The sequence below is a fragment of the Pseudomonas sp. GW821-FHT02H06 genome, assembly GCF_059421525.1.
Genome location: NZ_JBWKVD010000010.1, coordinates 40135 through 55159 on the forward strand (window position 1 = coordinate 40135; position 15025 = coordinate 55159).

The 15025-nt window shown below is 61.8% G+C and carries 12 protein-coding genes and 1 pseudogene; 6 read left to right on the top strand and 7 right to left on the bottom strand.

The genetic code is table 11. The annotated features are described in order from the left end of the window. Positions 1-91: 91 nt before the first annotated feature. Positions 92-1276: an MFS transporter gene (locus AC07VF_RS17020; protein ID WP_495008940.1), complete on the bottom strand. Its 1185-nt coding sequence runs from the start codon at positions 1274-1276 to the stop codon at positions 92-94. 281 nt (positions 1277-1557) lie between these two features. Between AC07VF_RS17020 and ku the strand changes: the two genes are divergently transcribed. The 3 genes and pseudogenes from ku to AC07VF_RS17035 form a co-directional block, all read left to right on the top strand. Next, positions 1558-2478 carry a non-homologous end joining protein Ku gene (gene ku, locus AC07VF_RS17025; protein WP_495008941.1) on the top strand — a complete coding sequence of 307 codons (921 nt, stop codon included), beginning with the start codon at positions 1558-1560 and terminating at the stop codon, positions 2476-2478. Positions 2479-2538: 60 nt separating this feature from the next. Continuing rightward, positions 2539-5214, top strand: a complete 2676-nt coding sequence (gene ligD / locus AC07VF_RS17030) for a DNA ligase D (protein ID WP_495008942.1) — start codon at positions 2539-2541, stop codon at positions 5212-5214. A 13-nt stretch (positions 5215-5227) separates the two neighbouring features. After that, positions 5228-5395, top strand: a pseudogene (locus tag AC07VF_RS17035) (carboxymuconolactone decarboxylase family protein); the annotation flags it as partial. Positions 5396-5474: 79 nt separating this feature from the next. Here the strand turns inward: AC07VF_RS17035 and AC07VF_RS17040 are convergent. Next, entirely contained in the window at positions 5475-5810 is a 336-nt protein-coding gene (locus AC07VF_RS17040; RefSeq protein ID WP_192174754.1) for a hypothetical protein, read from the bottom strand. Between the two features lie 452 nt (positions 5811-6262). On the opposite strand from AC07VF_RS17040, the gene AC07VF_RS17045 reads away from it, so the two are divergent. After that, positions 6263-7258: an aldo/keto reductase gene (locus tag AC07VF_RS17045; protein ID WP_495008943.1), complete on the top strand. Its 996-nt coding sequence runs from the start codon at positions 6263-6265 to the stop codon at positions 7256-7258. A 53-nt stretch (positions 7259-7311) separates the two neighbouring features. On the opposite strand, the gene AC07VF_RS17050 is transcribed toward AC07VF_RS17045, so the two are convergent. The 5 genes from AC07VF_RS17050 to AC07VF_RS17070 form a co-directional block, all read right to left on the bottom strand. Continuing rightward, complete coding sequence (locus tag AC07VF_RS17050) at positions 7312-8388, bottom strand: nucleoside hydrolase (protein WP_282373055.1); 1077 nt, start codon at positions 8386-8388, stop codon at positions 7312-7314. 156 nt (positions 8389-8544) lie between these two features. Beyond that, a complete protein-coding gene (locus AC07VF_RS17055; RefSeq protein ID WP_423574212.1) occupies positions 8545-9858 on the bottom strand; it encodes an MFS transporter in 1314 nt (437 codons plus the stop codon). 139 nt (positions 9859-9997) lie between these two features. Then, positions 9998-10645: an N-carbamoylsarcosine amidohydrolase gene (locus AC07VF_RS17060; protein WP_495008944.1), complete on the bottom strand. Its 648-nt coding sequence runs from the start codon at positions 10643-10645 to the stop codon at positions 9998-10000. 35 nt (positions 10646-10680) lie between these two features. Further along, positions 10681-11499: an alpha/beta fold hydrolase gene (locus tag AC07VF_RS17065; protein ID WP_495008945.1), complete on the bottom strand. Its 819-nt coding sequence runs from the start codon at positions 11497-11499 to the stop codon at positions 10681-10683. Further along, positions 11496-12644 (bottom strand): FAD-dependent monooxygenase, encoded by a 1149-nt coding sequence (locus AC07VF_RS17070; protein ID WP_192174749.1) that lies wholly within the window; start codon positions 12642-12644, stop codon positions 11496-11498. Before AC07VF_RS17070 ends, AC07VF_RS17065 begins: the two co-directional genes overlap by 4 nt. Positions 12645-13004: 360 nt before the next feature. Between AC07VF_RS17070 and AC07VF_RS17075 the strand changes: the two genes are divergently transcribed. Then, positions 13005-14054 carry a 2,5-dihydroxypyridine 5,6-dioxygenase gene (locus tag AC07VF_RS17075; protein ID WP_495008946.1) on the top strand — a complete coding sequence of 350 codons (1050 nt, stop codon included), beginning with the start codon at positions 13005-13007 and terminating at the stop codon, positions 14052-14054. A gap of 427 nt (positions 14055-14481) precedes the next feature. Then, on the top strand, positions 14482-14940 hold the full coding sequence (locus AC07VF_RS17080) for a MarR family winged helix-turn-helix transcriptional regulator (protein WP_495008947.1): 459 nt from the start codon (positions 14482-14484) through the stop codon (positions 14938-14940). Positions 14941-15025 lie beyond the last annotated feature (85 nt).

The window sequence follows — 15025 nt, forward strand, 5'->3', positions numbered from 1 at the left end:
AAAACCGCCGACATCGGCGGTTTTTTCTTGAGCGGCAATCAGCGCCTCACCCCTATGGCCTCAGCATTCGTGAGGTGCTGTGTTCCATTCTTCATGGCCGTGAGTTCTTCAAAAACCCTAATAACGCCAACACCGGAAATACACTCCCCACGATCACAATCCACACCCAGCCACCATGGTCATACAGCGCACTGGCGACCACCGATCCAATCGCGCCGCCGATAAAGATGCTGGTCATGTACAGCGCGTTGAGCCGGCTGCGGCTTTTGGCGTCGAGGGCGTAGACCGCGCGCTGGCCGAGGACCATGTTCATCTGCACGCAGAAATCGAGGATGACCCCGGTGACTGCCATGCCGATCACGGCGTATGCCGGTTCGATCAGGCTGGGCAGAAAGCTCAGTGCGGCGAACAGCATGGCGCACAGGCTGGCGACGCGGGTGTGACCGGCATCGGCCAGGCGGCCGGCGATGGGCGCGGCGATGGCGCCGATGGCCCCGACCAGGGCGAAGAGGGCGATCTGGCTTTGCGACAAGCCGTGATTGCGCGCCAGTTCCAGCGGCACGGCGGTCCAGAACAGGCTGAAGGTGGCGAACATGCACGCCTGATAAAAGGCGCGCTGGCGCAGGACCGGCTGTTTGCGCAGCAGTGTCCATAACGATTTGAGCAACTGGCCATAGGTGGCGCTGTGGGCAGGCTGATGTTTCGGAATGGTGGTCGCCAGCACCACGCTGATCAGCAGCATCACCACGGCGGCCGTGCCGAACACCGCGCGCCAGCCGAAATGGTCGGCGATCAGGCTGGCAGCGGGTCTGGCCAGCAGAATCCCCAGCAGCAGGCCGCCCATGATGCTGCCGACCACGCGCCCGCGTGTTTCTTCCGGCGCGAGGTTGGCGGCCAGCGGCACCAGAATCTGTACCGCCACCGAACTGAAGCCCACCAGCAACGAAGCGATCAGGAACAGGTTGGGCGTCTGCGCGAACGCGGCGCTGAGCAGACTGAGCATGGCGACGCCGGTGGTGACGATCATCAGGCGACGGTTTTCCAGCAAGTCGCCCAGCGGCACGAGGAAGAACAGGCCGAGGGCGTAGCCGATCTGGGTCAGCGACACGATGAAGCTGGCGAGTGTGCCGGACAGGCCGATGTCCGGTGCGATCAAGCCAATGATGGGCTGGGCGTAATACAGGTTGGCAACGATCGCGCCGCAGCAGAACGCGAACAGCATCGCCAGGCCCTTGGTCATGGTGGCGCCGTGGGTCGCGGGAGAAATGGACGTCATGGGAATACCTGGAGAGGTTGCAGGCTCGGCAGAACGATTCTGGTACGGCGTGCAGAAAAGAGTGGCGCGAGGTTAACGCTTTTTCGTTGCGTTAAGAAGGGGTGGCGGTGGAATGGCGCAGCGTTGGTCGGTGCACGTTATGGAGTGACGCCTTACCCGCACCAAAGCCGTGCAGCCCACGACGATAGCGACGCTCCGGTCGCTCGGCCGAAACTTTTCCACGTGCGCTTCGGTCACTGCTTACACATACCCCCCTCACACCCCATCGGAAATAAAAAAATATGCCTCGGGCAATCTGGAAAGGCGCGATCAGTTTTGGGCTGGTGCATATTCCTGTGGCGCTGGTGTCGGCGACGTCCCGCCAGGGTGTCGACTTCGACTGGCTGGACAAGCGCAGCATGGACCCGGTCGGTTATAAGCGCATCAACAAGGTCTCCGGCAAGGAGATCAATAAGGAAAACATCGTCAAGGGCGTGCAGTACGAGAAAGGGCGTTACGTCGTCATCAGCGAGGACGAAATTCGCTCGGCGCACCCCAAATCAACCCAGACCATCGACATCTTCGGTTTCGTCGACAGCGACCAGATACCGCTGCAGCACATCGACACCCCGTACTTTCTCGCCCCCGACAAGCGCGGCGAAAAGGTCTACGCGTTGTTGCGCCAGGCGCTGGTCGATACCGGCAAGGTGGCGCTGGCCCATGTGGTGATCCGCACCAGTCAGCACCTGGCGGCGGTGATGCCGCTGGAGTCGGCGATCGTGCTCGTGCTGCTGCGCTGGCCCTCGGAAGTGCGCGGGCTCGACAGCCTCGAGCTGCCCAAGGAAGCCACCGACGTCAAGCTCAGCAAGAGCGAACTGGACATGGCCAAGCGGCTGATCAAGGACATGAGCACCGAGTGGACGCCGGACGCCGAAGAATACCGCGACACCTTTCAGGACCAGATCATGTCGCTGGTGGAAACCAAGGCCCGCGAAGGCAAGATCGAGAACGTCGAGACCGATGCTGGCGACACTGAGCGTAAGTCGGCTGATGTCATCGATCTGACCGAACTGCTCAAGCGCAGCCTGGGCGGTCGCGGCACTGCAGCGAAGGCGGCGCCTGCCAAAGCCAAAGCGGCGAGCAAAAGCAAAGCCGAGTCCAAGGACGATGCGCCGGCGAAGCGCCGTGCTCCGCCCCGTAAGAAGACCACCAAGGCCTCTTGAACGCGTGTCCTGTAGTAGCGTTAAAAGATGCACCGTTCCAATGCGCAGAGGTTCATCGTCATGACAAAACCTGTGAGTGAATACACCCGCAAGCGCAACTTCGATGTCACGTCCGAGCCGGCCGAAAGCGAGGGCAAGACGCGAAGCAAGAAAGGCAAGGCGCTGAGTTTCGTCATTCACAAGCACGACGCGCGCAACCTGCATTACGATTTTCGCCTTGAACTGGATGGCACACTTAAAAGCTGGGCGGTGCCGAAAGGGCCGAGCCTGGACCCGAAGAACAAACGCCTGGCGGTGCACGTCGAAGACCACCCGCTGGGCTACGGCACGTTTGAGGGCAGCATTCCCGAGGGCGAATACGGCGCAGGCGACGTGATCGTCTGGGACCGCGGCATTTGGCAGCCCCACGGCGACCCTCAGGAAACCTACAAGGCCGGCAAGCTCAAATTCACCCTGATCGGCGAAAAGCTCACCGGCGACTGGGCGCTGGTGCGGACCCGCTTGCCGGGCAACAGCGACAAGGAGCAGTGGCTGTTGATCAAGGAAAAGGACGATGCCGTGCGCTCGGGCGAGGAATACGACATCGTCGTCGACAAGCCGGAAAGCGTGGTCAGTGGCGCAACGGTGGGCAAAGGACGCAAGCCGGCCAAGAATGCCAAACGTAAATCGGCGGCATCTGAACCCGCTGCCGACACCTCTGCCGCGAAGACGCCCGCAAAAAAGCCAATGCAAAAAAAAGCCAAAACGCCTTCGCCCAAAAAGAGCGGCGTGCCGGCCAAGCTCTCGCCGCAGTTGGCGACGCTCATGGACACCCCGCCCGAAGGCACATGGCTCTACGAAATCAAGTACGACGGTTACCGGATGCTGACCCGCATCATCGATGGTGAGGTGAAGTTCTTTACCCGCAACGGCAATGACTGGACCGATCGATTGCCGCTGCAGGCCAAAGCCGTTGGCGATTTGAAACTGGACAACACCTGGCTGGACGGCGAGGTGGTGGTGCTCAACGACGCCGGGTTGCCGGACTTTCAGGCGCTGCAGAACGCATTCGACATCGACCGCAGCATGGACATCATTTATTACCTGTTTGACGTGCCGTTCCTGAACGGTGAAGACCTGCGGGAGACGCCGGTCGAAGACCGTCGCGCGGCGCTGAAGAAAGTGCTGGGGCGACAGAAAAAGGGCCTGCTGCGGTTCTCCGAAGCCTTCTCTGCCGGCCATCGCGACATCATTGAAAGCGCGAGCCTGATGTCCCTCGAAGGCGTCATCGGCAAGCGCGCCGGCAGCGTGTACCAGTCCAAACGCAATGCCGACTGGATCAAGCTCAAATGCAAGCTGCGCCAGGAGTTCGTCGTCGTCGGCTTCACCAAACCTCAGGGCGCGCGCAATGGTTTTGGCGCGCTGCTGCTGGCGGTGAACGAGGAGGGCGCGGGTCTGGTGTATGCCGGTCGGGTCGGCACGGGGTTCAATCAGCAGATGCTCGGCGACGTGCTTGAGCAGATGAAGCCGCTGGAACAGGACGCCTCGCCGCTGGCGAAGAAGGTTACCAGCGCCCAGGGCCGGGGTGTGCACTGGATAAAGCCGACCTTGGTGGCGGAGGTCGAGTTCGGCGAATGGACCCGTGACGGCATCATTCGTCACTCGGCGTTTGTCTCGTTGCGCTGCGACAAGCCGGCCAGTGAAGTGGTCCACGAATACCCCAGGACCCCGAAAGACATCAAGGCACCGTTCAAACCCAGCGCCGCCAAAGCCAAAGCGCCGAGCAAGAAATCCGCGACCCGCGCCGATCCTTCAGCCGAGAAGCCAAAGCCGGCCAGCAAGCGTGCAGGCAAGGACCGCATCGACGTGGCCGGCGTGATGGTCAGCCATCCCGAACGGGTGATCGACGCGGAGAGCGGCCTGCACAAGATCGAGCTGGCGCAGTATTACGAATCAGTGGCGGACTGGATTTTGCCGCACCTCGACCATCGCCCCGTGGCGCTGTTGCGCTGCCCCGAAGGCGTGGCGGGCGAGCAGTTTTTCCAGAAACATTCCGAGCGCATGGCGATCCCCAACATCAAGCAACTGGAGCCCAAGCTCGACCCCGGACACGCGCGTTTGATGGAGATCGACAGCGTCAAGGCGCTGGTCGGTGCGGCGCAGATGGGCACCATCGAACTGCACACCTGGGGCGCGACCTACGACCAGATCGAGCTGCCGGACCACTTCGTTCTCGATCTCGACCCGGACGACCAGTTGCCCTGGCGCACCATGATCGAAGCCACGCAACTGACGTTGTCGACCCTCGACGAGCTTGGCCTGGATGCGTACGTCAAGACCAGTGGAGGCAAGGGCATGCACATCGTCGTGCCGCTGGCGCGCCGGGCGGATTGGGAGTCGGTCAAAGCCTTCGCCAAGGCGCTGGCGCAATTCATGTCGCGGGAGCTGCCGGACCGATTCACCGCCACGTCCGGGCCGAAGAACCGCGTCGGAAAGATTTTCATCGATTACCTGCGTAACAGCCGGGGTGCCAGTACGGTCGTGGCCTATTCGGCGAGGGCGCGGCCGGGGTTGCCGGTGTCGGTGCCGATCAGCCGTGACGAGCTGACCGAGGTGAAGTCCTCGGCGCAGTGGACCATCGCCAACCTGCAGCAGCGTTTGCGCAAGCTGAAAGCGGATCCGTGGGCCGGTTACAAGAACACCCAGCGGCTGACAAAACCGATGTGGAAGCGTCTGGGCGCCACGCCGCCAGCGTGAAGCGTTGAGTCACTCGCGCTGTGACGGCTGTCTGGCCAGCCATGCCCAGGCCGCCATCGCCGCGGGCGCGACCCGTGAAGAAGTCGCCGCCGCCCTGGCTACCGCGATCTCGTTGAATGCCGGCGCCGCGTATATCTACTCGATGCACGCGCTGGAAGCGTATGACGCGCTGAAGCCATAAATCGCGGTAACTCGCGGCGATACGCAAAGGCTGGCCGGGTGCTTGCCGGCCTTACGCGTCGCTTCCGCACTCGGTTAAATCACTTGACCCCGTCAGTCCGCTCGCCCACCTCCGCTGGATAAAACTCCCCTTCAAGCCCCGCGGTCAGCAGGCGTTCACGCACTTGTGTTTCGACTTCAAGCACCTGCTCAGAGTCGTCGATGTCGTCAACCACCAGCCAGACCGGCATGACGTTCTGACCATGGGTGCCTTCGCTGAGCATGTCGTGGGAGAACACTTGGTTGGCGCGCCACAGGCACAGTTCGTCATCGGTGTGATGGGGTTCGCGAACGGCGGTCGGTGAGGTCAGCCAGATCTCGGTGTAGGGGCGCAGGTCGGCGTTGGCGAGTTCGTTCAGGGTGATAACGGTTTTCATTTTGTGTCCTCCAGTGTTCAAGATGGAGTTGTGACGCATGGGGCTGCCCAGCGTTCCCGCGATCTGCGCAGATGGTCGCAGTATCTGCCGAGATTAAGAGCGTCTGCCCGGAGGCAGACTGTGAAGATCAAAAGCGCTGCGCAGATCAAGAGCTTCCCGGCTAAAGCCGGGCCTACAGTGCGCCGCCGATGCCATGGGATGCACGCGCTGCTGTTTAGTGGGACCGGCTTCAGCCGGGAAGAGGCCATTCCAGGCGCTGATGTCCGATCGTTCCCACGCTCTGCGTGGGAATGCATCCCGAGGCGCTCTGCGTCATTCCGGGCCGATAGGAGGAATGACTGAGTTCCAGCGCCAACCCGCGATCTGCGCTGATGGTCGTGCGGACTTGAACCGAGGCCGCCTGCGTAGGGTCGACCATTCACTGTGCGCTCACGTCAGCCCGACCCGGAGACATGCCCGTGACCGACCCACACCTGCTCACCCGCAGACGATTGCTTACCCTGGCGGCAGGTGCGTCGGCGGCGCTGGTGTTTGACTCAGCGGTCGGTGATGCAAGTGCAGGCGTCCACGCCACAGCATCCGAACCGCCACACCCCGGCCCTTCGCCCGTTCAATCAGGAGAGCGGAACATGCTCACGCGAGACATTCCATCCAGCGGCGAAGCGTTGCCGATGATCGGCCTCGGCACGTATCGCGGGTTCGATGTCGAGCCCGGCAGCGATGCGTACAAACTGCTGCCCGCCGTGGTGGATCAGCTGTTCCACGCCGGCGGCACGGTGATCGACAGCTCACCCATGTACGGCCGCGCCGAGGAAACCACCGGCGAGTTGCTGGCGATCCATCAGCCGTCATCGCCAGCGTTTCTGGCGACCAAGGTCTGGACCCGGGGACGCGACGAAGGCATTGCCCAGATGGAAGCGTCGTTCCGGCTGTTGCGGACCCAGCGCATCGACCTCATGCAGATCCACAACCTGCTGGACTGGAAAACCCATCTGCCGACGCTGCGTCAGTGGAAAGAAGAAGGGCGCATTCGCTACGTCGGTCTGACGCACTACACCCCGTCGGCCTACGCTGAGGTGGAAGCTGCGCTGAAGGCCGAGGCGTTCGATTTTCTGCAGATCAACTACGCGCTGGACGATCGCGCGGTCGAGGCGCGGCTGCTGCCGCTGTGTCGTGAGCGAGGGGTGGCGGTGCTCTGCAATCGGCCGTTCGGTGGCGGCGGTCTGCTTGGCCGCTTGCGCAACACGCCGCTGCCGGGGTGGGCGGGGGAAGTTCAGGCCAGGAGCTGGGCGCAACTGGCGCTGAAGTTTCTGATCTCGCACCCGGCAGTAACGTGCGCGATTCCCGGTACGGGAAATCCGAAATACATGAAGGAAAACGCCGAAGCCGCCAGAGGGCCTTTGCTTACCGATGCCCAGCGCCAGCAGCTGATTGCCCTGATCGGCTAATTTTGCCTACCTCCGGTTGGGCCGTTTCATATGAACGGCGCGAACTGAGGCGATCAGCGTTTGACCGGCGCAGGCAGAGTGACCAGATCCACGTACGCATCCCAGAACTTCTTCTGATCCACGGCGTACACCACTTTCGCCTTCTGTGTGCCGACGGGCGCGCCCTTCTTGTAGCCCATGGAGCGGCCGTAATCCGGTCCGAAGTGGGCGTCGACATCGACCCACAGGTCTTTGGACTCGGTGACCAGTTCCGGATGCACCAGGTACAGCGCAGGCAGGCTGTCCCAGGTGAAGCTGTGATGGTTCGGGTCCTTGTCGAACTCAGGCCCCAGCACCGTTTTGTACAGGTTGGGAATCACGCCTTTGCTGGCGACGATGCGCTGGTAGACCGAGCTGTCGAAGATGACCTTTTCGCAGACATCGTTGGGAAAAATCACGTGTTCGATGGGCGAGCGCAGGACGATTTTTGCGGCCTCGGGGTCGAACCACCAGTTGAATTCCGCCGCTGGCGTCGTGTTGCCGGGGATCTCGATGGCGCCGCCCATGTACACGATGCGTTTGATCAGCGGCACGATTTCCGGGGCGCTGCGAATCGCCAGAGCGATGTTGGTCAATGGGCCAACGGCGAGAATGGTCACCTCGTGGGGGTTTTTCTTCACGCTGTCGACGATGAACTGCGCGGCGGATTCGCTGCGCAATGCAGTGTGCGTCGCAAGCCCGTCCGGCGGCGAAACCAGTTGCGAGGCCGAGGTCGGACGCGGGGTCTTGAACGCCCCCGGCCAGCCTGCGCCGAACAGGGCTTTTTCCTGGTCATACGTGGCGAAGTCGTGCAGCAGCGGGTAGGCCGCGCCGGAGTACACGCCGATGTCCTTTTCCACGCCCATGCGCTCGACAGCCTTCAGCGCATCGACCTGTTCCTGATCAACCCACGCGTTGCCACTGACGAGGGTCATGCCCAGCAGGTCGATGCGCTTTTGCGCGTGCAGTTGCGCCAGCATGATGAAAGCCTGGCCGTCGTCGTTGAGCACGTTGAAATCGGTGTCGAAGATGACCTTTTCCGCGGCCTGCAAGGAGGTCGCGGACAGCCCCAGCGTCAGGGCCAGGGCACAGCTTTTCACAAACGCCTGCATGGTCGGATTCCACAGTTGTGAGGGGATGAATGGGATTCGCAATGCAGGAGCGCGGCGTGTCCCGCGAACGCGGTGGGTCAGTCAGTAAAACGTTGACTGACCCACCGCATTCGCCAGCAAGCTGGCTCCCCCGGGATAGGCGTCCAGCGCGACGAGTTACCGATTCACCAGCTTTGCCGGCAGCGCAACCACCAGCAGGCTGCTCAAAATCAGGCACCCGGCAAAGAACCACAACGCCCCGGCGCTGCTGCCGGTGACGTCGATGGCGATGCCCATCATCGAGTTGCTCACCAGCCCGGCGATGTTCGCCAGCGAGCAGGCCAACGCGAAACCCGTCGCCGCCGCCCGGCCCTTGAGGAACGTTGCCGGCAGGCTGAAGAACACCGGCACCGCGCCAATGATCGCGGCCGAAGCGACGGCAAACAGCGCGACGGTCGCGACCACGTTATGGGTGAAGAACGGGCTGGCGGCCATGGCCACGGCGCCGATCCAGAACGGCACGATGATGTGCCAGCGCCGTTCGCGACGACGGTCGGAGCTGGCGCCGATCATCAGCATGCCGATCAGCGCCGCGACGCTGGGCAACGCGGTCAACACGCCGATGTGGAAGGTGTCGGTGACCCCGGCGTTCTTGATGAACGTCGGCATCCAGAAGCCCATGGCGTAGGCGCTGAGCAAGATCGAGAAATCGATGCCCCCGAGCATCCACACTTTCAGATTGAAAAAACCGTCGCGAAAGCTGTGCTTGCTGTCCTTGCCCTCAACGTCGTCCAGGCGCAGTTCGCTTTCCAGCAAGGTTTGTTCGGCGCTGTTCAGCCATTTGGCTTCTTTCGGATTGTTCGGCAGCGCCCAGAACGTCATCACCCCGAGCAGCACGCTGGGAATGCCCTCGATCAGGAACAGCCACTGCCAGCCACGCAGCCCGGCAGTCTGGTCGAAATGGCCCATGATCCAGCCCGACAGCGGGCCGCCAATGACGCTGGAAAGCGGCAGGCCGATCATGAACAGCGCGATGATGCGGCCACGGCGGTAGGTCGGGAACCAGGTGGTCAGGTAAAACAGCACGCCGGGCAGGAAGCCCGCTTCAGCGGCGCCGAGGAGAAACCGCAGCACGTAAAACTGCGTCGGCGTGCTGACGAACAACGTGCAGGATGACAGCAAGCCCCAGGTGATCATGATCCGCGCGATCCAGATCTTCGCGCCGACCTTCTCCAGCACCAGGTTGCTCGGCACTTCGAAGAGGATATAGCCGACGAAAAACAGCCCGGCGCCCAACCCGAACGCGGTCTCGCTGAAGTGCAACTGGTCGAGCATCTGCAGCTTGGCGAAACCGATGTTGATGCGGTCCAGGTAAGCGGCCAGGTAGCAGAAACACAGGAAGGGGATGAGCTTCCAGGTGATCTTGGTGTACAGCGCTTTGATCGGGTCCGCGGCTAAGTTCGCGGAGGTTTCTACATTCGCAGAGGGCATGGGTGTCTCCTGGCGTTTCTTCGACCGGTGAGCGCGGCGGCTGATTTTGCCTGCGTTTGCGGTGTTGTCATATGGGGACGAAGCGGCAAGCGCCAAGCTTCAAGCTGCAAGAGGGGACCGCATGCTCTTGACTTGCGGCTTATCGCTTGAAGCTTGCAGCTCGCAACTGTGTCATCGCCTCCTGCTTGCTCACCACATCTCCGTACTTGCTGTCGATGTCGAACAGGTTCGCTTCATGGGGATCGGGATGCCGGTCGCCCACGCATTCGCGCACGACGATGGTCCGGAAGCCATACTGCACGGCATCCACCGCGGTCGCCCGGATACAGCCGCTGGTGGAGCAACCGGCCAGCACGACGGTGTCGATCCCTTGGGCGTGCAGCATTGATGCCAGTGACGTGCCGAAGAACGAACTGGCGTACTGCTTGCTGATCACGACCTCTTCGGGCAATGGCTGCACGGCCTCGCAGAACGCGGCCAGCGGGTTGCCTTCGACCATGTCCTTCATCACCGGCGCTTTTTTCACCCACATGCCGCCGTCCGCGAAATGCGTGGGGTGGTAGCGGATGTTGGTGTGCACCACCGCGATGCCGTGTTCCCGCGCGCAGGCCAGCAGCTCGACGCTTTCGGCCACCGCACTGACCACGCCGGGCGCATATAAAGGCGCGCCGGGTTGGGTGTAGCCCTGCATGAAATCGATCATCAGCAAGGCCGGTTTCGCACCAAAACCGATGCGATTGCCCCAGACGCCCTGATAGTTGGCGTCCGCGCTTTGTGGGTCGGTCATTGCGTTCTCCTGTTCATCGTTTTAAGCAAGGACCGTCAGGTCAGCGGCGTACCGAGAAAGTCACCGAACGCGGCGAAGAAGCCCGGCAGGTTGTCCCACGGAATCATGTGTCCGGCGTTTTCCACTCGCGCGATCAGGATGTTCGGTTGCAGCTGTCGGATTTCGGCTTCGTCTTCCGGCTGAATCACGCCGCCGCGGCCAGCGACGATGAGCAGGGCAGGGACCGGAAGGTTCGGCAGGTCCTGGTGGAAATCCACGTCGTGGAAGTCATTGAAGGCGCGGACGATGGCGGGCTCGTAGCAGGTGTGCAGCCACTCGGCGCGTAGTTGCAGTTGTTCCTCGGTCCAGGTCGGGCAGAACGCGCGCATGTGTTCGGCGCTCATGCCCTGTTGCGACTGGCGGATGGAGTCGACGTACCACGGCAACTTCGCCGGGTATTCACGACGGCCCGGCCCGGACACCGGCGGATCAATCAGCACCAGGCTTTTCAGGCCCTGGGGGCAACGAATCGAAGCCCGAACGGCAAAACGCGCTCCCATGGAGTGACCGGCCAAGTTATAGCTGTCGATGCCCATGGCGGCGGCGAACGCACCGATGTCGTCGGCGCAGGTGTCGACGCTGTAATCCAGATCCGGCCCCGTGGAAGAAAGCCCGCGACCGCGCGCATCCAGTACGTAGGTGTCGAACGACTGACCCAAACGTTCGGCGACGAAACCCCAGGTGATCGCCGGGCTGGTGATGCCCGGGATCAGGATCAGCGCCGGTTTGCCGGAGTGAATGTCGCCGCCGTAGCGCAGGTAATGCTGACGGATGCCGTTGGCCTGGACGTTGCCGCCATGGATGAATGTGCTCACGCCGCCACCCCCGATTTCAGCTCCTGGCCATACAGGTCGTAACCGTAGACCCAGGCCGGATCTTCCTGGGTGCGCAGCCAGGTGTTGGCGTTGGAAACCGCTTGCACCCGAGAGGCGCGTTCCTTGCGATTGGCTTCGTAGAGCTGGAACGCCGTGCGGTAGTCAGTGAGGCCGGTTTCCTGCAGGCAGCGGGTGAGCATCGCGGCGTCTTCAATGGCCATGCCGGCGCCCTGGGCCATGTGCGGCTTCATCGGGTGGCAGGCATCGCCCAGCAAAACAAGGCGACCGCGACTCCACAAAGGCAACGGGTTGCGGTTGAGCAGCGGCCACTTGGTCACGCTGTCGGTGGACTCGATCAAGGCCTGCACAGTGGGGTGATAACCGGCGAAGGCTTCGTACATTTCGTCCCGGCTGCTGTCGACCCAATTGCCCTCGAAGTCCCACGCTGCATGGGGCACGCCGGTGACGTAGTAATACTCATCGCGCTTGCCGGTGGTGTGATAAACCATCATGTGACGGTCCTCGCTCCACCATTTCACGCAGTTCTCGAACTCCAGGTTGTATTTGGTCAGCACCTCGCTGGGGATCAGCGCGCGGTGGGCGACCCAGCCGCTGTACAGCGGTTTTTCATGGCCCAGCAGCTCTTCGCGAATCTTGGAGTTGATGCCGTCGGCGCCGATCACGATGTCGGCGTCGGCGTGGGTGCCGTCGGCAAAATTCAGGCGCACGCCGTTGTCGCGTTCTTCCAGCGTGGTCAGGCATTTGCTGAAGTGCACGCTGCCCGGCGCCAGCGTCGACATTTGCAGCGCGTGCAGATCACCGCGGTGCACGGTGATGTAGGCCGCGCCGTACTCCTTGAGGGAGAACTCGCCCAGGGCGATGCGCGACAGGTAATCGCCGGTCGCACCGTCGCGGCTGAACCAGAAATCCGGGTGCGAACCCATGTCGCTGAGCTGTTGCTCGATGCCCATGCGCCGGAAGATTTTCATGATGTTCGGGCCCATGTGGATACCAGCACCGATACGAGAAAACGCGGGGGCTTGTTCGTAGATATCGACGTGGAAGCCGGCTTTCTGCAACAGCGTCGCAGCCGCAGCGCCCCCCAGACCGGATCCGACGATGGCGATTTTTTGCGTGGTTGGCATGGCGCGCATTCCTTTGTGTTTCATGAGCTCTGAATGACCGGAGCTCTGGATGACGGCGAGGCGAAAAGAATGTATCGCGTCGCTGGGTTTTTAAAGTGTATACGCTGATATTTTTAAAAGTGAACCGATATTTCCAGAAACGGCAGGCGGTGTCGCAAACAGGCATGTCACCTGCTGTAACCTTTATTCATTGGGATCTGTGTGGTTGGGTAACAGAGTGGCGTGCCTATTGCAGCGGCGTGCGGATTGATGTCTTATCGCTTTTAATAAGTGTGTACGCTTTAAAAAATGCACTGGTCTGATGCGCGACGCCTTGCAATGGTGCATCCGGCTCGTCATCCGCCCCAGAGGAGAAAAGAGATGCCGGTTAGCGATTGCGAATTGACCCAGATGTTCGAGCACGTCCTAAAACTGTCGAAAGTGGATGCGACCCAGAGCGTGGCGGTGCTCAAGAGCCATTACTCAGATGCGCGTACGGTGCGTGCCGCGATGGACGCCGCTCAACGTTTGGGCGCCAAGGTCTATGCGGTGGAGCTGCCGTCGTTCAATCACCCCAAAGCCATGGGCAACGACATGACCGCCTACTGCGGCGACACCGCGCTGACCGGCAACATCGCGGCGCAACGTGCCCTTGAGGCGGCGGACCTGATCGTCGACACGATGATGCTGCTGCACTCGCCGGAGCAGGAGCAGATCCTCAAGACCGGAACGCGGATTCTGCTGGCAGTGGAGCCCCCGGAAGTGCTGGCGCGGATGCTGCCGACGGTGGCGGACAAGGAGCGGGTGTTGGCCGCCGAACAGGTGCTTAAGGGGGCGCGGTCGATTCAGGTGAAGTCACGGGCCGGCAGCGATTTCCGTGCGCAACTTGGGCAATATCCTTCCGTCACCGAGTACGGTTTCGCCGACGAGCCGGGGCGTTGGGACCACTGGCCCAGCGGGTTTCTGTTTTCCTGGCCGAACGAAGAGACCGCCGAAGGCACGCTGGTCATCGATGTCGGTGACATCGTGCTGCCGTTCAAGACCTATTCCCGCGAGCAGATCACCCTGGAAATCGACAAGGGGTTTATCACCGGGATTCACGGTGGTTTCGAGGCCGAGTACCTGCGTGATTACCTGAAATACTTCAATGACCCTGAGGTCTACGGCATTTCCCACATTGGCTGGGGCCTGCAACCCCGCGCCCAGTGGACGGCCATGGGCCTGCACGACAAGAACGACGGCATGTGCATGGACGCCCGGGCGTTCTACGGCAACTTCCTGTTTTCCACGGGGCCGAATACTGAAGTCGGCGGCACCCGCAAAACCCCGTGCCATCTGGATATCCCGCTGCGTCGTTGCGACATTTATCTGGACGACCAGGCCGTGGTGCTGGCGGGGGAAGTGGTGGCGCCCGAGGCGTCGAAAGCCTGACGCAGGCCTGCATTTGGCTTGCGCTACGCGGGACTCAGGTTGTACGCAAAACTTGTGGGAGTGACCGGGGTGGCGCTCCACCTTGCTCACGAAGGCGGCATTCCTGTAGATGAAGATTTAGGGTCCTTACCTACTTCTTCGCGAGCAAGCTCGCTCCCACAGGTTTTGCATACGTCCCGGGATCTTCCGCGCACAGCAACCTTGTGGGAGTGAGCTTGCTCACGAAGACGGCATGCCAGCTGCCGAAATTCTGGAGGATGTACCGTCCTTTTCGCGAGCAAGTTGAAGCGCCACCCCGGTCGCTCCCACTATTCATCTGTCGGCGGATACACCAGCGACACAACTCACTCATTCCGAAGATTCCCCTCAACCCCCCGCAGACGTTACTGTAGCCACCACTTTCCAGATCCTGCCGAACGAGCCACCCGTGTCCACTGACAACCCTTCCAATAACAATCCGTCCTACACCTTTTCCGAGCAAGTGGGCCATCTGCTGCGCAACGCCTACCAGCGGCATCTGGCGATCTTCCAGCAGAACGTCGGCGATTCGCAGCTCACGGCGGTGCAGTTCGTGACCCTGTGCGCTCTGCGCGATCACGGCCCCAGTTCGCAAACCGAGCTGGTCAAGGCCACGGCCGTGGATCAGGCGACCATTCGCGGCATCGTCGATCGCCTGAAAGCACGGGACCTGATCAGCCTCGACCCGGACCCGCAGGATCGCCGCAAAGTCATCTGCAGCCTGACCGACAGCGGTCTGCAACTGGTGCAGGAAACCGTGCCCCGCGCTGCGCAGATCAGCGAGCTGACCCTGAGCAAACTCAACCCCGCCGAACGCGTGGCGGTACTGTTTCTGCTGCGCAAACTGATCGACGAGGGCGATGAATAACGCCGCCTGACCCCCTCGTCAGGCGTCATCTCCCTCCTGAAAACCCCAACGTCCTACAGCCTTTTCTCAGCTGGCATGCTTCCTG